The 18945-nt window shown below is 70.2% G+C and carries 17 protein-coding genes; 14 read left to right on the plus strand and 3 right to left on the minus strand.

The features are described 5' to 3' along the window. Positions 1-40 precede the first annotated feature (40 nt). The gene (gene thrS, locus ACQEXA_RS43460) at positions 41-2017 is read left to right on the plus strand and encodes a threonine--tRNA ligase (protein ID WP_432925699.1); all 1977 of its coding nucleotides are present in this window, start codon (positions 41-43) and stop codon (positions 2015-2017) included. Between the two features lie 28 nt (positions 2018-2045). Here the strand turns inward: thrS and ACQEXA_RS43465 are convergent, their stop codons facing one another. Continuing rightward, positions 2046-2708: a potassium channel family protein gene (locus ACQEXA_RS43465; protein ID WP_432925697.1), complete on the minus strand. Its 663-nt coding sequence runs from the start codon at positions 2706-2708 to the stop codon at positions 2046-2048. 67 nt (positions 2709-2775) lie between these two features. Here ACQEXA_RS43465 and ACQEXA_RS43470 point away from each other — a divergent pair, with 67 nt between their 5' ends. Continuing rightward, on the plus strand, positions 2776-3336 hold the full coding sequence (locus tag ACQEXA_RS43470) for an HIT family protein (RefSeq protein WP_359389965.1): 561 nt from the start codon (positions 2776-2778) through the stop codon (positions 3334-3336). A 177-nt stretch (positions 3337-3513) separates the two neighbouring features. Here ACQEXA_RS43470 and ACQEXA_RS43475 read toward each other — a convergent pair whose 3' ends face one another. Next, positions 3514-5172 carry a hypothetical protein gene (locus tag ACQEXA_RS43475; RefSeq protein WP_432925695.1) on the minus strand — a complete coding sequence of 553 codons (1659 nt, stop codon included), beginning with the start codon at positions 5170-5172 and terminating at the stop codon, positions 3514-3516. 192 nt (positions 5173-5364) lie between these two features. Then, complete coding sequence (locus ACQEXA_RS43480) at positions 5365-7563, minus strand: elongation factor G-like protein EF-G2 (protein WP_432925693.1); 2199 nt, start codon at positions 7561-7563, stop codon at positions 5365-5367. A gap of 329 nt (positions 7564-7892) precedes the next feature. Here ACQEXA_RS43480 and pgsA point away from each other — a divergent pair, with 329 nt between their 5' ends. From pgsA to secD, 12 genes are all read left to right on the plus strand, one after another. After that, the gene (gene pgsA / locus ACQEXA_RS43485) at positions 7893-8576 is read left to right on the plus strand and encodes a phosphatidylinositol phosphate synthase (RefSeq protein ID WP_432925691.1); all 684 of its coding nucleotides are present in this window, start codon (positions 7893-7895) and stop codon (positions 8574-8576) included. A 37-nt stretch (positions 8577-8613) separates the two neighbouring features. Further along, positions 8614-9546 (plus strand): phosphatidylinositol mannoside acyltransferase, encoded by a 933-nt coding sequence (locus ACQEXA_RS43490; protein ID WP_432925688.1) that lies wholly within the window; start codon positions 8614-8616, stop codon positions 9544-9546. Beyond that, complete coding sequence (locus ACQEXA_RS43495; RefSeq protein WP_432925686.1) at positions 9543-10733, plus strand: glycosyltransferase family 4 protein; 1191 nt, start codon at positions 9543-9545, stop codon at positions 10731-10733. Before ACQEXA_RS43490 ends, ACQEXA_RS43495 begins: the two co-directional genes overlap by 4 nt. Before the next feature lie 99 nt (positions 10734-10832). After that, the gene (locus tag ACQEXA_RS43500; protein ID WP_359389983.1) at positions 10833-11378 is read left to right on the plus strand and encodes a hypothetical protein; all 546 of its coding nucleotides are present in this window, start codon (positions 10833-10835) and stop codon (positions 11376-11378) included. A gap of 164 nt (positions 11379-11542) precedes the next feature. Continuing rightward, positions 11543-12454: a pyridoxal 5'-phosphate synthase lyase subunit PdxS gene (gene pdxS, locus ACQEXA_RS43505; protein WP_311696060.1), complete on the plus strand. Its 912-nt coding sequence runs from the start codon at positions 11543-11545 to the stop codon at positions 12452-12454. A gap of 48 nt (positions 12455-12502) precedes the next feature. Next, positions 12503-13111 carry a pyridoxal 5'-phosphate synthase glutaminase subunit PdxT gene (gene pdxT / locus ACQEXA_RS43510; protein ID WP_432925684.1) on the plus strand — a complete coding sequence of 203 codons (609 nt, stop codon included), beginning with the start codon at positions 12503-12505 and terminating at the stop codon, positions 13109-13111. A gap of 48 nt (positions 13112-13159) precedes the next feature. Continuing rightward, positions 13160-13912: a YebC/PmpR family DNA-binding transcriptional regulator gene (locus ACQEXA_RS43515; RefSeq protein WP_432925682.1), complete on the plus strand. Its 753-nt coding sequence runs from the start codon at positions 13160-13162 to the stop codon at positions 13910-13912. A 223-nt stretch (positions 13913-14135) separates the two neighbouring features. After that, entirely contained in the window at positions 14136-14666 is a 531-nt protein-coding gene (ruvC, locus tag ACQEXA_RS43520) for a crossover junction endodeoxyribonuclease RuvC (protein ID WP_432925680.1), read from the plus strand. Next, the gene (ruvA, locus tag ACQEXA_RS43525) at positions 14663-15268 is read left to right on the plus strand and encodes a Holliday junction branch migration protein RuvA (protein WP_432925678.1); all 606 of its coding nucleotides are present in this window, start codon (positions 14663-14665) and stop codon (positions 15266-15268) included. The genes ruvC and ruvA overlap by 4 nt, the downstream gene beginning before the upstream one ends. Before the next feature lie 40 nt (positions 15269-15308). Next, a complete protein-coding gene (gene ruvB, locus ACQEXA_RS43530) occupies positions 15309-16379 on the plus strand; it encodes a Holliday junction branch migration DNA helicase RuvB (protein WP_432925676.1) in 1071 nt (356 codons plus the stop codon). A 164-nt stretch (positions 16380-16543) separates the two neighbouring features. After that, entirely contained in the window at positions 16544-17035 is a 492-nt protein-coding gene (yajC, locus tag ACQEXA_RS43535; protein ID WP_432925674.1) for a preprotein translocase subunit YajC, read from the plus strand. Positions 17036-17169: 134 nt separating this feature from the next. Further along, complete coding sequence (secD, locus tag ACQEXA_RS43540) at positions 17170-18945, plus strand: protein translocase subunit SecD (RefSeq protein WP_432925672.1); 1776 nt, start codon at positions 17170-17172, stop codon at positions 18943-18945.

The following is an 18945-nucleotide window of genomic DNA, read 5'->3' on the forward strand; positions in this document are numbered from 1 at the left end:
CAGGTATGGCGCCGCACCCGCCTGCAGTCAGGAGAGACCGGTGTCAGACGTCCGTGTGATCATCCAACGCGATTCCGACCGGGAAGAGCGCACGGTGACGACGGGCACCACGGCCGCCGATCTCTTCGCCGGCGAGCGCTCGATCATCGCCGCGCGTATCGGCGGTGACCTGAAGGACCTCGCCTACGAGGTGAAGGACGGCGAGACCGTCGAGGGTGTCGAGATCTCCTCCGAGGACGGTCTGAACATCCTGCGTCACTCCACCGCGCACGTCATGGCCCAGGCGGTGCAGGAGCTGTTCCCCGAGGCCAAGCTGGGCATCGGCCCGCCGGTCAGGGACGGCTTCTACTACGACTTCGACGTCGAGAAGCCGTTCACGCCCGAGGATCTCAAGGCCGTCGAGAAGAAGATGCAGGAGATCCAGAAGCGCGGCCAGCGCTTTTCCCGCCGCGTCGTCACCGACGAGGCCGCCCGCGAGGAACTGGCGGACGAGCCGTACAAGCTGGAGCTGATCGGCCTCAAGGGCTCGGTGTCCAGCGAGGACGGCGCGGACGTCGAGGTCGGCGCGGGCGAGCTGACGATCTACGACAACCTGGACGCCAAGACCGGCGAGCTGTGCTGGAAGGACCTCTGCCGCGGTCCCCACCTGCCCTCCACCCGGAACATCCCGGCGTTCAAGCTGATGCGCAACGCGGCCGCGTACTGGCGCGGCAGCGAGAAGAACCCGATGCTCCAGCGCATCTACGGCACCGCGTGGCCGTCCAAGGACGAGCTGAAGGAGTACCTGGACTTCCTCGCCGAGGCGGAGAAGCGCGACCACCGCAAGCTGGGCAGCGAGCTGGACCTGTTCTCCATCCCGGAGCAGATCGGCTCCGGCCTCGCCGTCTTTCACCCCAAGGGCGGCATCGTCCGCAGGGTGATGGAGGACTACTCGCGTCGCCGTCACGAGGAAGAGGGCTACGAGTTCGTCTACACCCCGCACGCGACGAAGGGGAAGCTCTTCGAGACCTCGGGCCACCTGGACTGGTACGCCGACGGCATGTACCCGCCCATGCAACTCGACGAGGGCGTGGACTACTACCTCAAGCCCATGAACTGCCCGATGCACAACCTGATCTTCGACGCGCGCGGCCGCTCCTACCGTGAACTGCCGCTGCGCCTCTTCGAGTTCGGGACCGTGTACCGGTACGAGAAGTCGGGCGTCGTGCACGGCCTGACCCGCGCCCGCGGTTTCACCCAGGACGACGCGCACATCTACTGCACCCGCGAGCAGATGGCCGACGAGCTCGACAAGACGCTCACGTTCGTGCTGAACCTGCTGCGCGACTACGGCCTCACCGACTTCTACCTCGAGCTCTCCACCAAGGACCCGGAGAAGTTCGTCGGCTCCGAAGAGGCCTGGGAGGAGGCCACCGAGACCTTGCGGCAGGTCGCCGAGAAGCAGGGCCTCCCGCTGGTCCCCGACCCGGGCGGCGCGGCCTTCTACGGGCCGAAGATCTCGGTCCAGGCCAAGGACGCCATCGGCCGCACCTGGCAGATGTCGACGGTCCAGCTGGACTTCAACCTGCCCGAGCGCTTCAACCTCGAATACACCGGGCCCGACGGCTCCAAGCAGCGCCCGGTCATGATCCACCGCGCTCTCTTCGGCTCGATCGAGCGCTTCTTCGCGGTGCTCCTGGAGCACTACGCGGGCGCGTTCCCGGCCTGGCTGGCCCCGGTGCAGGCGGTCGGCATCCCGATCGGCGACGCGCACGTGGAGTACCTGGAGAAGTTCGCCGCGGCGGCCCGCAAGAAGGGGCTGCGCGTCGAGGTGGACTCGTCCTCGGACCGTATGCAGAAGAAGATCCGCAACGCCCAGAAGCAGAAGGTGCCCTTCATGGTCATCGCGGGCGACGAAGACATGTCGGCCGAGTCGGTCTCCTTCCGCTACCGGGACGGCTCCCAGGAGAACGGCATCCCGTTCGACGAGGCCATCGCGAAGATCGCGAAGGTGGTCGAGGAGCGGGCGCAGATCTGACGGAGACCTGTCGGAGGGCCCCCGGGGTTCAGCTCCCCGGGGGCCCTCCGCCGTCGTCGCGCCGCGAGAACGCCTGCATCAGCCACGACGAGAACGATCCCGCCACCGCGCCCAGCAGACCGAGTCCGCAGCCCATCAGGCCCGTCGCGACCAGCCGCCCGGCCGGTGTCACCGGGACGGAGTCGCCGTAGCCCACGGTCGACAGCGTGGAGACGGTCCACCACAGTGAGTCGCCGAACGTGTGGATCGTCGTGTGCGGGGCCGTGCGCTCCAGGTCGTAGACGGTGAGAGCGGCGGTGAAGCCGAGCAGCACCGCCGACATCCCCGCGTACAGCATCACCCGGCCCTGCAGGGACATCCGCGGGGGATGTCCGTGGCGGCGCTGCACGGCGTCGTGGACCCGTACGATGCGGACCGGCCGCAGCAGGGGCAGCAGCACGACCACCGAGTCCAGCCAGTGCCGGTGGACGAAGTGGAGCCCTTGACCGCTCTGGCGCCTGCGCACCGCGTGGTCGACGACGAACATCGCCCAGCTTGCGCAGGTCAGCGCCAGGCACAGATTGCGCACCGGCTCGGGCAGCCCATGGCCGAGGACGCGCACCGCGTACGAGGCGAGATAGAGCACTGAGGCCACCGCGAGCGGGGTCCCAGCCCGCCGCTCCCAGCGCGCAGTGAGGCCGTCGTCGTCCACCGGTTCAGCTTCGCCGCCGGCAGATCTGCCCGTGCCCTGCCGACACGCCGCGAACGGGCGAAGCCATATGCTGCACAGCATGACGAGTGAGCCGGAACAGCAGATCGGAGTGGGCACGCAGGACGCCTTCCAGCGCCTGTGGACGCCTCACCGGATGGCGTACATCCAGGGCGAGAACAAGCCGACCGGTCCTGGGGCCGGTGACGGCTGCCCGTTCTGCTCCATCCCGGCCAAGTCCGACGAGGACGGACTGATCGTCAAGCGCGGCGAGCAGGTGTACGCGGTGCTCAACCTGTACCCGTACAACGGCGGCCATCTGATGGTCGTGCCCTACCGCCACGTCGCCGACTACACGGATCTGACCGGTCCGGAGACCGTGGAACTCGCCGAGCTGACCAAGCAGGCCATGACCGCCCTGCGCACCGCGTCCGGCGCCCACGGCTTCAACATCGGCATGAACCAGGGCGCGGTGGCCGGCGCGGGCATCGCCGCCCATCTGCACCAGCACATCGTCCCCCGCTGGGGCGGCGACACGAACTTCATGCCGGTGATCGGCCACACCAGGGTGCTGCCGCAGCTGCTGGCGGACACCAGGAAGATGCTGGCGGAGGCGTGGCCCGCGGTCTGAGGTCCCGTCCCGGATCCGGTTGACTCAGCCCGTCGTGTTCTGCCGGTCGTCGGGGAGCTTGTTCTGCCGGTCGTCGGGGAGCTTGAGGACGAGGCCGTTCAGGCCGGAGCGGGGGTCTGGGGCGTCGGTCCCCAGTGACGGCCGGCCCGCGGCACGGACCGGCTCACCTCCCGCGCACTACGCGTCGTAGACGTCGGCCTTCCTCGGCATCGTGTCCTGCACCTGCGTACTGAGGAACGACGACCGTGTGCCGAACTTCTCCGTGTCCACGCCGTTCTCCTCCAGCACCCGGATCGTGGCCGCATGCACCACCCGCAGCACCGGTGTGGCGGCGCGCAGCGCGTCGTCCGCCATGAAGCGGTGGCGCCACGGCTGGTCCGCCCACGCGTGACGCAGACCGAAGGGCTCCGGCAGGGTCAGCGAACCGCCGAGCCAGTTCAGTACCGGCGGGTACCCGGTAAGGGGAGCGCGCACCGCGAGGCGTACCACCTCGTCCGTGTCGACGAGCGGGAGCTTCACCTCGCGCGTCTCCCAGAACCTGACCTGCTTCTGCACCTTCTTGGTCGGCGCCTCGGGCTTCGACGTGAACAGGGAGTGCACCGGGCCCAGCGCGTGCCCGGTGACCTCGATGCGCAGCGTCTCGTGCAGCACCGTCACCGTGATCAGCATGGTGATGATCAACTGGCCGTCCCAGAGCGTCCACTGGACCCCCAGGTAGTGCCGCTCACCGCTGCCGAACTGCTGCTTGTTGCAGATCTCCTGTATCGCGTGGGGCTTGACCTGGTAGGCGTCCACGTCCGTGCCCTTGGGACGGGACACCTCCTTCGCCTTCTCGCCGATGGGGCTGACCACCCAGTGACGTATCGAAGGGGTGGGGAAACCGCCGGTGTTGAGCGGGCCGCGCTCCAGCATCCGCAGCTGGTCGTGGATGGCCTTGATCACGTCCCAGCTGCGGAAGGGGTGGATCTCCTTGTCCTTCTCACGCGGCACGAGGTCCTCGGCGAGCTGCCAGCTGCCCCAGCGGGTGCCCATGCCGAGGATGCCCTTGGGCCCGGCGTAGAAGACGGAGTTGGACTGCTGCTCGGCGCTGAGCCGGGCCAGCGCCTGGCGCAGCCGCTCGGCCGACGTCTCACCGGGGCTGCCGGGCACCGCCTCGGGGATCTTGGCGCCGAGGCCGCCGCCGGCGAGCAGGCTGTCCCAGCGGTCGCGCAGGTCCTGTGCCGTGCGCTCGCAGATCTGCTTGGCCCAGAACCAGCCCACGACCGGCATGACCACCGAGGCACGTGCGTGCCACGCCCAGAAGCCCGTGAACGGCATGCGGATCAGGAAGATCACGGCGAGGGCGCCCACGGCGACCAGCAGCGACGAGCCGAGGGCGGTGCTGCGCCGGTCGTCGCGTTTGGCGACGGTGGCGCGGATCTGGAAGACCAGCAGCCACACCAGCATCCCCGGCAGGAACAGCACTCCGCACAGCACCGTCACCGCCGAGAGCCAGTTGTCGCGCTCCCTGCGGATGCGGTGGGCGGCCAGGCAGTGCTCCACGACCACCTGCGGCTCGGTGCCGAAGGACTGGATGAGCGGCTTGCGGTTGGCGCCCAGCATGCGGTCCCGCACCGCAAGCGAGAAAGCCTCACCGAGGTTGGGACGGAATATCTTCGCCCACGAGCGGCCGGGGGTGACGGCCGACTCGTGCCATTCGTTGTTGGCGTCGAGGATCTTCTCGACGCTCGCGTCCCGGTAGGCCGCCGAGGCCAGCGCGTAGGTCGCCGCCGTCTGGCCCGCGGAGCCCGAGAGAGGCACCTGGGCCCCGGGGCTGAAATCGAATCCGTCCGTCACTGCCGCCCCCTCGCCGCCGAACCCGCTCCTGCGGCCTTCCCGACTTCCTTGCTCTGCACACCTGTTGAACAGGCCATCGCACTGATCGCGCCTCGACGTGATCAGGTGATCAGCGTATCGGCAGGCACCGACATCCGTCGGCGGACGGCCAAGAAGCCGCCCGCCGAGGGGACTCGGGAAACACCGGGACGACTACGAGGCGTCCCGCATCTGTTCGCGGATCTTCACCGCCAGTTGCGGCGGCATGGGTTCGTGCCGCGCGTAGGAGCGGCTGAAGCGCGCAGTGCCGTGCGAGAGGGAACGCAGATCGACCGCGTACCGGCCGATCTCGATCTCCGGCACCTCGGCCCGTACGAGGGTGCGGCCGCCGCTGGTCTGCTCGGTGCCCAGCACCCGGCCGCGCCGCCCCGACAGGTCGCTCATCACGGCGCCGACGTAGTCGTCGCCGACGAGCACCGACACCTCGGCGACGGGTTCCAGGAGGTGGATCGTCGTGTCGGCCGCCGCCTCGCGCAGGGCGAGCGCGCCAGCCGTCTGGAATGCGGCGTCGGAGGAGTCCACGGAGTGCGCCTTGCCGTCGAGGAGCGTGATCCGGATGTCGACGAGCGGGTGACCGACGGCCACGCCCTTGGCGGCCTGGGCGCGGACGCCCTTCTCGACGGACGGGATGAACTGCCGGGGGACGGCCCCGCCGACCACCTTGTCGACGAACTCGATGCCCGAGCCGCCGGGCAGCGGCTCGACCTCGATCTCGCAGATCGCGTACTGGCCGTGCCCGCCGGACTGCTTCACATGACGGCCGCGCCCGGTGGACCTGCCCGCGAACGTCTCCCGCAGGGAGACCTTGTGCGGGACCTCGTCGACCTGGACGCCGTAGCGGCTGCGCAGCCGCTCCAGGGCCACGTCCGCGTGCGCCTCGCCCAGGCACCAGAGCACCACCTGATGGGTGTCCTGGTTCTGCTCCAGTCGCATGGTCGGGTCCTCGGCGACCAGCCGGGAGAGTCCCTGGCTGAGCTTGTCCTCGTCCGCCTTGCTGTGCGCCTGGATGGCGAGCGGCAGGAGCGGATCGGGCATCTCCCAGGGATTCAGGAGCAGCGGGTCGTCCTTGGCCGAAAGCGTGTCCCCCGTCTCGGCTCTGTTCAGCTTCGCCACGCACGCGAGGTCGCCCGCGATGCAGTGCGAGAGGGGACGCTGCTGTTTGCCGAAGGGCGCGGACAGGGCGCCGATGCGCTCGTCGACGTCGTGGTCCTCGTGGCCGCGATCGGCCAGTCCGTGCCCGGACACATGCACCGTCTCGTCGGGACGCAGCGTGCCGGAGAACACCCGGACCAGCGAGACCCGGCCCACATAGGGATCGGACGACGTCTTGACGACCTCCGCCACGAGCGGTCCGCCGGGGTCGCAGAGCGCGAGCTCGCGCGGCTTGCCGTCCGGCGAGCTGACGGCGAGCGCCTCGCGCTCCAGGGGAGTCGGGAACCCGCCCCCGACCAGCTCGAGGAGTTCGACGGTGCCGAGCCCCTGGCGGCCGCCGTCGGTGGCGGGCGCGGCGGCCAGGACCGGGAAGAACGTCCCGCGCGCGACGGCTCGCTCCAGGTCCTGCACCAGGCTGTCCAGGTCGATCTCCTCGCCGCCCAGATAGCGGTCCATGAGGGTCTCGTCCTCGCTCTCCGCGATGATCCCCTCGATCAGCCGGTTGCGTGCCTCCTGGATCGGGGGCAGCTGGTCCGGCGCGGGCTCGGACTCCTTGCGCTCGCCGGACGCGTAGTCGAAGAGCTTCTGCGTCAGCAGCCCGGTCAGTCCGGTCACGGGCGCGTGCCCGTCAGGTGCCTGCGGGCCGTGCAGCGGCAGGTACAACGGCAGGACGGCGTCGGGGTCGTCGCCTCCGAACGCCTCGCCGCAGATCCGGGTCATCTCCTCGAAGTCCGCCCGCGCCGCCTCCAGGTGCGTGATCACGATGGCGCGCGGCATGCCGACGGCCGCGCACTCGTCCCACACCATGCGGGTCGAACCGTCCACTCCGTCCGAGGCCGAGACGACGAAAAGGGCCGCGTCCGCGGCTCGCAGACCGGCCCGGAGCTCCCCGACGAAGTCGGCGTATCCAGGAGTGTCCAGAAGGTTGATCTTGATTCCGTCCCAGTCGACGGGCACCAGCGAGAGCTGCACCGAGCGCTGCTGCCGGTGCTCGATCTCGTCGTAGTCCGAGACGGTGCCGCCGTCCTCCACGCGGCCCGCCCGGTTCACCGCTCCCGCTGCCAGCGCGAGAGCCTCCACCAAAGTGGTCTTGCCCGATCCGCTGGGGCCGACCAGCACCACATTCCGTACGGACGTGGGGTGGTCGGCCGCCGTTGCCCTGCCGGCGGCTCCGGGGTGGGGGTTCGCCTTGTCGCCCATGGCCTTGCCTCCCGTGCACGGTGAGGTCACTGTGGGCGCGGACGTACGGATCCTCGCCGGACCTGGTCGGGGAGGTACCCCGGCGCCGGCGGCTCCGACGACGCCCGCGGTGTCTTTCGAGCTTTGCACTCCCGTCACGGTGCGTCCATACGAAGGACGTGTTCCCGCCGCCCTCCGTACCGCGCCCGCCGTGATCCGTCCTGGCCCACGCGGTGGCCGGCTCATGCTCCCGGTGCGGGTGCCCGGCGGTCATGCACGCGTGCGCGTGGCTACGATGGGCGCGCCGGTGGCCAGCAGGGCCGCGCGGCGACACGACCGTCGGGAAGGCCATGCTGAACAAGTACGCGCGTGCATTCTTCACGCGTGTCCTCACACCGTTCGCCGCGTTTCTGATCCGCAGGGGCGTCAGTCCCGACACGGTCACGTTGATCGGCACCGCCGGCGTGATGGCGGGCGCGTTGGTCTTCTACCCCCGGGGCGAGTTCTTCTGGGGCACTGTCGTCATCACCCTGTTCGTGTTCTCGGACCTCGTCGACGGCAACATGGCGCGCCAGCTCGGCCGCTCCAGCCGCTGGGGCGCCTTCCTGGACTCCACGCTCGACCGGGTGGCCGATGGAGCGATCTTCGGTGGATTCGCCCTGTGGTACGCGGGCAACGGCGACAACAACCTTCTGTGCGCGGTCGCGATCTTCTGTCTGGCCAGCGGCCAGGTGGTGTCGTACACCAAGGCCCGCGGCGAGTCGATCGGCCTGCCCGTCGCGGTCAACGGGCTCGTGGAGCGCGCCGAACGCCTGGTGATCTCGCTGGTCGCGGCCGGCTTCGCGGGACTGCACAAGTTCGGCGTGCCGGGTATCCAGGTACTGCTGCCGATCGCGCTGTGGATCGTCGCCGTCGGCAGCCTCGTCACCCTGATCCAGCGCGTGGTCACCGTGCGCCGGGAATCGGCCGAGGCGGATGCCGCGGCGGCGCAGCGGGACGAGAACGCCTCGCACGGGAGCGGGGCTGCGACGTGAGCGGCGGGCGGGACGGCCGGGAGAACGGGGCGGCGGCGTGACGAGTCCTCGGGAGCGTTTGACGGACGGGCTCTACGGTTTGGGCTGGAGCACGGTCAAGACCCTGCCCGAACCGGTCGCCGCGCGGCTCGGCCGCGGCATCGCGGACCTCGCCTGGAAGCAGCGCGGCAAGGGCGTGCAACGACTCGAGAGCAACTACGCGCGCGTGGTGCCCGGCGCCGGGCCCGAGCGGCTCGCCGAGCTCAGCCGGGCGGGCATGCGCTCCTACCTGCGCTACTGGATGGAGTCCTTCCGCCTGCCGGCCTGGAGCGTCGAGCGGGTGAAGAACGGCTTCGATCCCAAGGACCTGCACTTCCTGACCGACGGACTGGCCGCCGGGCGGGGCGTCGTCCTCGCGCTGCCCCACCTGGCCAACTGGGATCTGGCGGGAGCCTGGGTCACCACCGAGTTGCAGATCCCGTTCACGACGGTCGCCGAGCGACTCAAGCCGGAGACGCTCTACGACCGCTTCGTCGCCTACCGCGAGGGCCTCGGCATGGAGGTGCTCCCGCACAGCGGCGGCTCCGCGTTCGGCACCCTGGCCCGGCGGCTGCGCGACGGAGGCCTCGTCTGCCTGGTCGCCGACCGCGACCTGTCCGCCTCCGGGATCGAGGTCGGCTTCTTCGGCGAGATGGCCCGTATGCCCGCGGGACCTGCGCTGCTCGCCCAGCAGACAGGGGCGCTGCTGCTCCCCGTGACGCTCTGGTACGACGACTCGCCGGTGATGCAGGGCCGCGTACATCCCCCGATCGAGGTACCGGAGACAGGTACCCGGGCCGAGAAGACGTCTGTCATGACACAGGCGCTGGCAGACGCCTTCGCCACGGGGATCGCAGAACATCCGGAGGACTGGCACATGCTGCAGCGTCTGTGGCTTGCTGACCTGAATCCAGCCAAGGCTCCCCCTGGGCCCGAGAAGGGGACCTCGTGAGGATCGGCATCGTCTGCCCGTACTCCTGGGACGTGCCGGGCGGCGTCCAGTTCCACATCCGTGATCTGGCCGATTACTTCATCCGTCTGGGACACCAGGTCTCCGTCCTCGCCCCCGCGGACGACGACACGCCCCTGCCGCCCTACGTCGTCTCCGCCGGCCGTGCCGTCCCGGTGCCCTACAACGGCTCGGTGGCCCGCCTGAACTTCGGCTTCCTCAGTGCGGCCCGGGTGAGGCGCTGGCTGCACGAGGGCCGGTTCGACGTGATCCACATCCATGAGCCGGCCTCGCCGTCGCTCGGTCTGCTGGCCTGCTGGGCGGCACAGGGCCCGATCGTGGCGACCTTCCACACCTCGAACCCGCGCTCCCGGGCGATGGTCGCCGCGTACGCGATCCTCCAGGCGGCCCTGGAGAAGATCAGCGCACGCATCGCGGTCAGCGAGTACGCCCGGCGCACGCTGGTGGAACACCTGGGTGGCGACGCGGTGGTGATCCCGAACGGGGTGGACGTCGACTTCTTCGCGAAGGCCGAGCCCAAGTCCGAATGGCAGGGCGAGACGATCGGCTTCATAGGACGCATCGACGAGCCGCGCAAGGGCCTGCCGGTCCTCATGAGGGCGCTGCCGAAGATCCTGGCCGCGCGCCCCGGGACCAGGCTGCTGGTCGCCGGACGGGGCGACGAGGAGGCGGCCGTGGAGACGCTCCCCGCCGAGCTGCGCTCCCGCGTGGAGTTCCTCGGGATGGTCAGCGACGAGGACAAGGCGCGCCTTCTGCGCAGCGTCGACCTGTACGTGGCGCCCAACACCGGCGGCGAGAGCTTCGGGATCGTCCTGGTGGAGGCGATGTCCGCGGGGGCGCCGGTGCTCGCCTCCGACCTGGACGCCTTCGCCCAGGTCCTCGACCGGGGCGCGGCGGGCGAGCTGTTCGCCAACGAGAACGCCGACGCGCTGGCCGACGCGGCTGTGCGGCTGTTGGGGGACCCGGAGCGCCGCGCGGAACTGAGCGCGCGGGGCAGCGCCCATGTACGGCGCTTCGACTGGTCGAGGGTCGGGGCGGACATCCTCTCGGTCTACGAGACGGTCACGGACGGCGCGGCCGCGGTGGCGGCCGACGAACGGACGGGCCTGCGGGCTCGGCTGGGGCGCTCGCGAGGGACTGACGTGGAAGGCGCCCGGGGCGCCTCCTGAGCCGGTCCCTGACGCGACGGGCCCGTGGTGGGGGTCCCGCCGCACAAGGAGGACCCGGTCCGGCCGAGCCCAGCGGGCGCACCGGTAGCCTTGCCGCCCGTGACCGCAACCCTCATCTGGATCCTTGTCGCCCTCATCGCGATCGGCCTCTACCTGAGCTGGACGGCGGGCCGCCTCGACCGGCTGCACTCGCGGATCGACGCGACACGCGCCGCGCTCGACGCGCAGCTGCTGCGCCGGGCCTCGGTCGCCCAGGAGCTCGCGACCTCCGGCGTGCTGGACCCGGCCGCGTCGATCGTCCTGTACGAGGCCGCGCACGGGGCCCGGCAGGCGGAGGAGGAGCAGCGTGAGGTCGCCGAGAGCGAGCTGAGCCAGGCGCTGCGGGCCGTCTTCGGAGAGGCTTCGCAGGTGGACGCGGTACGCGAGGCCCCCGGCGGTGAGGCGGCCGCCCGGGAGCTGACCGAGGCGGTGCGCAGGGTGCCGATGGCCCGGCGGTTCCACAACGACGCGGTGGGGGCGGCACGGGCGCTGCGGCGCCACCGCAAGGTGCGCTGGTTCCGCCTGGCGGGCCATGCCCCGTTCCCGATGGCCTTCGAAATGGACGACGAGCCGCCTGCGGCGCTCACGGACCGTTCCGCTGTCTGAAGGCCTCGCCCGGCCGGGGTTCGGGGGCAGAAGCCGCCGGGCCGCATCCGATGTGCGGGGCAAAATGATCCACCGCCTCCGTATTGGCCCTTGCAGTGGCCCGTTCACCTCACGTTTCCTCGGTCCAGCAGAAATCCCTCTTTTTCAGAGTGAGGTCGAAACCCGTGTCCAGCACGCTCTCCACCCCCCAGACCCCCGAGACCGGCACCGCCCGCGTCAAGCGCGGCATGGCCGAGCAGCTCAAGGGCGGCGTGATCATGGACGTCGTCACGCCGGAACAGGCGAAGATCGCCGAGGACGCGGGCGCCGTCGCCGTCATGGCTCTGGAGCGGGTCCCGGCCGACATCCGCAAGGACGGCGGCGTGGCCCGCATGTCCGACCCGGACATGATCGAGGGCATCATCAACGCCGTCTCCATCCCGGTGATGGCCAAGTCCCGCATCGGCCACTTCGTCGAGGCCCAGGTGCTGCAGGCCCTCGGCGTGGACTACATCGACGAGTCCGAGGTCCTCACCCCGGCCGACGAGGTCAACCACTCCGACAAGTGGGCCTTCACCACGCCGTTCGTCTGCGGCGCCACCAACCTGGGTGAGGCGCTGCGCCGTATCGCCGAGGGCGCGGCGATGATCCGCTCCAAGGGCGAGGCGGGCACCGGCAACGTCGTCGAGGCCGTCCGCCACCTGCGCCAGATCAAGAACGAGATCGCCAAGCTGCGCGGCTTCGACAACCACGAGCTGTACGCCGCCGCGAAGGAGCTGCGCGCCCCGTACGAGCTGGTCAAGGAGGTCGCCGAGCTGGGCAAGCTCCCGGTCGTGCTGTTCTCCGCCGGTGGTGTCGCCACCCCGGCCGACGCAGCGCTGATGCGTCAGCTCGGCGCCGAGGGCGTCTTCGTCGGCTCCGGCATCTTCAAGTCGGGCGACCCGGCCAAGCGCGCCGCCGCCATCGTGAAGGCGACCACCTTCTACGACGACCCGAAGATCATCGCGGACGCGTCCCGCAACCTCGGCGAGGCCATGGTCGGCATCAACTGCGACGTCCTCCCCGAGAGCGAGCGCTACGCCAACCGCGGCTGGTAGTACCCGTCTGTCCGGACACCGCACGACATCACCGAGGACACCACGTACATGACCGACGCACCCGTCATAGGCGTCCTGGCTCTCCAGGGCGACGTACGGGAGCACCTCATCGCCCTGGCCGCGGCCGACGCCGTGGCCAGGCCGGTGCGGCGCCCCGAAGAACTCGCCGAGATCGACGGCCTCGTCATCCCCGGCGGCGAGTCCACCACCATCTCCAAGCTGGCCGTCCTCTTCGGAGTGATGGAACCCCTCCGCGCGCGCGTGCGGGACGGCATGCCCGTCTACGGCACCTGCGCCGGCATGATCATGCTGGCCGACAAGATCCTCGACCCGCGCTCGGGCCAGGAGACCATCGGCGGTATCGACATGATCGTGCGCCGCAACGCCTTCGGGCGTCAGAACGAGTCCTTCGAGGCGGCGGTCGACGTCGAAGGAGTCGAGGGCGATCCTGTAGAGGGCGTCTTCATCCGGGCGCCCTGGGTCGAGTCCGTGGGCGCCGAGGCCGAGGTGCTCGCCGAGTACGACGGTCACATCGTCGCCGTACGCCAGGGCAACGCGCTGGCCACGTCGTTCCACCCGGAGCTGACGGGCGACCACCGAGTGCACGCGCTGTTCGTCGACATGGTGCTCGCCAAGCGAGGGGCGGAGTCCTTGTAGGATCTCTGACGTTCGTACAGAGTTGGGTTACGCGAAGGAGACAGGCAGATGTCCGGCCACTCTAAATGGGCCACGACGAAGCACAAGAAGGCCGTCATCGATGCCAAGCGTGGCAAGCTCTTCGCGAAGCTGATCAAAAACATCGAGGTCGCGGCCCGGACGGGGGGCTCGGACCCCGAAGGCAACCCGACTCTTTACGACGCCATCCAGAAGGCCAAGAAGCAGTCGGTCCCGAACAAGAACATCGACTCCGCGGTCAAGCGCGGCGCGGGCCTCGAGGCCGGCGGCGCCGACTACGAGACGATCATGTACGAGGGCTACGGTCCCAACGGCGTCGCGGTGCTCATCGAGTGCCTCACCGACAACCGCAACCGCGCCGCCTCCGACGTCCGTGTCGCCATGACCCGCAACGGCGGCTCCATGGCCGACCCCGGCTCGGTCTCGTACCTGTTCAACCGCAAGGGCGTCGTGATCGTCCCCAAGGCTGAGCTCGGTGAGGACGACGTTCTCGGTGCCGTGCTGGACGCGGGCGCCGAGGAGGTCAACGACCTCGGCGAGTCCTTCGAGGTGCTCAGCGAGGCCACCGACCTGGTCGCGGTCCGCAGCGCTCTTCAGGACGCCGGGATCGACTACGACTCCGCCGAGGCGAACTTCGTCCCGACCATGCAGGTCGAGCTGGACGAGGAGGGCGCCAAGAAGATCTTCAGGCTGATCGACGCGCTCGAGGACAGCGACGACGTGCAGAACGTCTTCGCCAACTTCGACGTCAGCGACGAGGTCATGGAGAAGGTCGACGCGTAACGCTGCCGCGAGCTCGACGTCGACGGCGGGCCGGTGGGACACGTCCCCCGGCCCGCCGTCGTTGTCAGTGGCAGCCGATAGCCTGGCGTCAGTCAATGATCACCGCCCACGGACCGTGCCTAGGTAAACCCGGTGGCGCCCGGCCAGGTCCGCGAGCGCGGCCGGGGGCGCCGCCCAGCGGTAGTCGGGGCGAGGCCGGCCGCACAGAGGGGAAGGGGCGTACGTGCGCGTACTGGGGGTGGACCCGGGGCTGACCCGGTGCGGGGTCGGCGTCGTCGAGGGCGTTCCAGGACGGCAGCTGACCATGCTCGGAGTGGGTGTCGTCCGCACGCCCACGGACGCCGACCTCGGCCTGCGCCTCGTCGCCGTGGAGCAGGGCATCGAGCAGTGGCTGGACGAGCACCGGCCCGAATTCGTCGCCGTGGAGCGGGTCTTCAGCCAGCACAACGTTCGTACGGTGATGGGCACCGCCCAGGCCAGCGCCGTCGCCATGCTCTGTGCCGCCCGCCGCGGCATCCCCGTCGCCCTGCACACCCCGAGCGAGGTCAAGGCCGCCGTCACCGGCACGGGACGGGCCGACAAGGCGCAGGTCGGCGCCATGGTCACCCGGCTCCTGCGGCTCGACGCGCCGCCCAAGCCGGCTGACGCCGCCGACGCCCTCGCCCTCGCCATCTGCCACATCTGGCGCGCGCCCGCCCAGAACCGGCTCCAGCAGGCAGTCGCCCTGCACGCATCGAAAGGCCGTACCGCATGATCGCCTTCGTCAGCGGCCCGGTCGCCGCCCTCGCCCCGGACTCCGCGGTGGTCGAGGTGGGCGGTATCGGTATCGCCGTCCAGTGCACGCCGAACACGCTCTCCGGACTCCGGATGGGACAGCAGACCAAGCTCGCCACGTCCCTGGTGGTGCGCGAGGACTCGCTGACTCTCTACGGCTTCGCGGACGACGACGAGCGCCAGGTGTTCGAGCTGCTGCAGACGGCGAGCGGTGTGGGCCCGCGTCTGGCCCAGTCCATGCTGGCGGTCCACAGCCCCGACGCCCTGCGCCGAGCCGTGGCGACCGGTGACGAGAAGGCGCTCATCGCCGTCCCGGGCATCGGCAAGAAGGGCGCGCAGAAGCTGCTGATCGAGCTGAAGGACCGCCTGGGCGAGCCGATCGGCGCCCCGGCGGTCGGTGCTCCGGTCACCTCCGGCTGGCGCGACCAGCTGCACGCCGCGCTCATCGGCCTCGGGTACGCCACCCGCGAGGCCGAGGAGGCGGTCGCCGCGGTCGCCCCGCAGGCCGAGGCCGCCGGAAGCACGCCCCAGGTGGGTGCCCTGCTCAAGGCGGCCCTGCAGAGCCTGAACCGAGCCCGCTGAATCACCCGCGCCACCACGAGACCGCAAGGCAGAGGAACCGATGAACTGGGACGACACGCCCGACACTCCCGCCCCCGAGCGGCTCGTCGGTGCGTCCGCCGACCGTGAGGACCAGGCCGTCGAGGCCGCGCTGCGCCCCAAGGACCTGGGCGAGTTCATCGGCCAGGAGAAGGTCCGCGAGCAGCTCGACCTCGTGCTCCGCGCGGCCCGAGCCCGCGGCGCCACCGCGGACCATGTGCTCCTGTCCGGCGCCCCCGGCCTCGGCAAGACCACCCTCTCCATGATCATCGCGGCCGAGATGGGCGCCCCGATCCGGATCACCAGCGGCCCCGCCATCCAGCACGCGGGCGACCTCGCCGCGATCCTCTCCTCCCTGCAGGAGGGCGAGGTCCTCTTCCTCGACGAGATCCACCGCATGTCCCGGCCCGCCGAGGAGACGCTTTACATGGCGATGGAGGACTTCCGGGTCGACGTGATCGTCGGCAAGGGACCCGGTGCGACCGCCATCCCTCTGGAGCTGCCGCCGTTCACCCTGGTCGGCGCCACCACCAGGGCCGGCCTGCTGCCGCCTCCGCTGCGTGACCGCTTCGGTTTCACCGCGCACATGGAGTTCTACGAGCCGGCCGAGCTGGAGCGTGTCATCCATCGCTCGGCGAACCTGCTGGACGTGGAGATCGACCCCGACGGCGCCGCTGAGATCGCCGGACGCTCGCGGGGGACGCCTCGCATCGCCAACCGTCTGCTGCGCCGTGTGCGGGACTACGCGCAGGTCAAGGCGGACGGAGTGATCAACCGCGAGATCGCGGCCGCCGCGCTCACCGTCTACGAGGTCGACGCCCGGGGCCTGGACCGCCTCGACCGTGCGGTCCTCGAGGCCCTGCTCAAGCTGTTCGGCGGCGGCCCCGTCGGCCTGTCCACGCTCGCGGTCGCGGTGGGGGAGGAACGAGAGACCGTGGAAGAGGTCGCCGAACCCTTCCTGGTCCGGGAGGGCCTGCTCGCCCGCACCCCGCGCGGACGGGTGGCCACTCCGGCCGCGTGGGCACACCTCGGGCTCACCGCGCCACGCGGTGTCACCGGCGGAAACGGACAACAGGACCTGTTCGGGGCCTGACGGCGCGGGACTCGCACCGGCAGGAACCCCGGTGCCATGCTGAGCGTTGTTCCTTGCGTGCGGACTCGCTTAGACTCCGCCGATGCCGCCCTTATAAGCGGCGCCGTCCCCTCCCATCCACCAGGCCGCCGATCGAGCGGTCGTGCGAAGGAAAATTCCGTCCCGTGAATATCGTGACCCTCCTCCTGTTCATCGTGCTGTTCGGGGCCATGCTCCTGATGACCCGCTCGGCCAAGCGCAAGCAGCAGCAGGCCGTCCAGATGCGCAATGAGATGCAGCCCGGAAGCGGCGTCCGCACGATCGGGGGCATGTACGCGACGGTCAAGGAGGTCAACGAGGACACGGTCCTCGTTGACGCGGGCCCGGGCGTGGAGCTCCTCTTCGCGAAGAACGCGATCGGTGCCGTCCTCACCGACGACGAGTACAACCGCATCGTCCACGGCATCGAGCACGACCTGAAGGCCGAGGGCGCCGTCGTGCCGGACGACGTCTCCTCCCTCACCGAGCCCCATGACTCCGCTGCCGACGCCTCCGACGACAAGCCCGTCGACCTCGGCAAGAAGGACTCCGTCGAGGAGGCCGCCGACGAGGCGGCCGACGCGAAGGCGGACGAAGCAGAGCCCAAGAAGACCGACGGCGAGGCCGACGCGAAGTAGCCGCCCATCGGGACCGGAGCGCAGACACGCGCTCCGGTCCCGGATTGTGCGGTTTTCGCCGGAGACCCGACACAATGTCATGGCCGCCCGCACGCCGACCCCGCGCGCGGCGGCACGAGAGGGAGTACGAGAAGGTGGCAGCACCGAAGAAGGGCCGGAGCGCGAGCGCCCAGAGCAAGCCAGGGCGCTCGCTGGCCCTCATCCTGATCGCCATCGTGGCGCTCACCGGGGGCATGTTCGCCTCCGGGCACACCACTCCGCGTCTCGGCATCGACCTCGCCGGCGGTACGAGCATCACGCTCAAGGCGAAGAGCGGCCAGGAATCCGCGATCAACAAGACCAACATGGACACCGCGGTCGACATCATGAACCGCCGTGTCAACGGTCTGGGCGTGTCCGAGGCAGAGGTCCAGACGCAGGGCGATCGCAACATCATCGTCAACATCCCGCGGGGCACGAACTCCAAGCAGGCCCGGGAGCAGGTCGGCACCACGGCCAAGCTGTACTTCCGCCCCGTCCTCGCCACCGAGGTCGTCGGCCCGGCCGCCTCGGGCAGCCCCACGGCGAGCCCGTCCAGCAGCGCCTCGCCGGGTACCGGCAGCAAGGCGAGCTCCTCCAGCTCCGCGACGCCGTCCGGCTCCGCGACCCCCTCGGCAAGCGCCACCTCTCAGGGCCGCGCGGTCACCGACGCGCTGAAGGCCACCTCGTCGCCGTCGCCGTCCGGCTCGCCGTCGGCAACCTCGAGCGCGAGCCCCTCCGCCAGCGCCTCGCCGTCGGCGAGCAGCGGCGCCTCCGACGCGACCAGCAAGCTCCAGGCCGAGTACGCCCAGCTGAACTGCGCCGACAGCGCCGTCCGCGCCAAGACCGGCGTGGGCACCAAGCCCACCGACCCCACGGTGGCCTGCGGCCAGAACTCGCAGAAGCAGTGGCAGAAGTACCTCCTCGGCCCGGCCGAGGTCGCCGGAACGGACGTCAAGAAGGCCCAGGCGGTCTACGACACCCAGGGCGCCGGTGGCTGGAAGGTCACCATGGACTTCACGTCCGCGGGGTCCAAGAAGTTCGCGAGCATCACCGGCAAGCTGGCGCAGAACCAGGCGCCGCAGAACGAGTTCGGCATCGTCCTCGACGGTGAGGTCGTCTCCAGCCCGTACGTCAGCCAGGCGCTGACCGGCGGCAGCGCCGAGATCACCGGCAGCTTCGACCAGACCGAGGCCAAGGACCTGGCGAACGTCCTGTCGTACGGTGCGCTTCCGCTCTCCTTCGAGGAGCAGAGCGTCACCACCGTCACCGCCGCCCTCGGCGGTGAGCAGCTGCACGCCGGTCTGATCGCCGGTGCGATCGGTCTCGCCCTCGTCGTGATCTACCTGGTGGTCTACTACCGGGGTCTGTCGCTGATCGCGATCGCGTCGCTGATGATCTCGGCCGTCCTGACCTACGTCATCATGTCGCTGCTCGGCCCGACCATCGGCTTCGCGCTGAACCTGCCGGCCGTCTGCGGTGCCATCGTCGCGATCGGTATCACCGCGGACTCGTTCATCGTGTTCTTCGAACGCATCCGGGACGAGATCCGCGAGGGGCGCTCGCTGCGGCCCTCCGTCGAGCGTGCCTGGCCGCGTGCCCGGCGCACCATTCTGGTCTCCGACTTCGTGTCGTTCCTCGCCGCCGCGGTGCTGTTCATCGTCACCGTCGGCAAGGTCCAGGGCTTCGCGTTCACCCTCGGTCTCACGACGGTCCTGGACGTGGTGGTCGTCTTCCTGTTCACCAAGCCGCTGATGACCATCCTCGCCCGCCGGCAGTTCTTCGCGGGCGGTCACAGCTGGTCCGGTCTCGACCCCAAGCGCCTGGGCGCCAAGCCGCCGCTGCGGCGCACCCGTCGTCCCTCCGCCCCCGTCGACCCGAAGGAGGCGTGA

It is taken from the genome of Streptomyces sp. CA-106110 (assembly GCF_050936285.1).
Classification (GTDB): Bacteria; Actinomycetota; Actinomycetes; order Streptomycetales; family Streptomycetaceae; genus Streptomyces.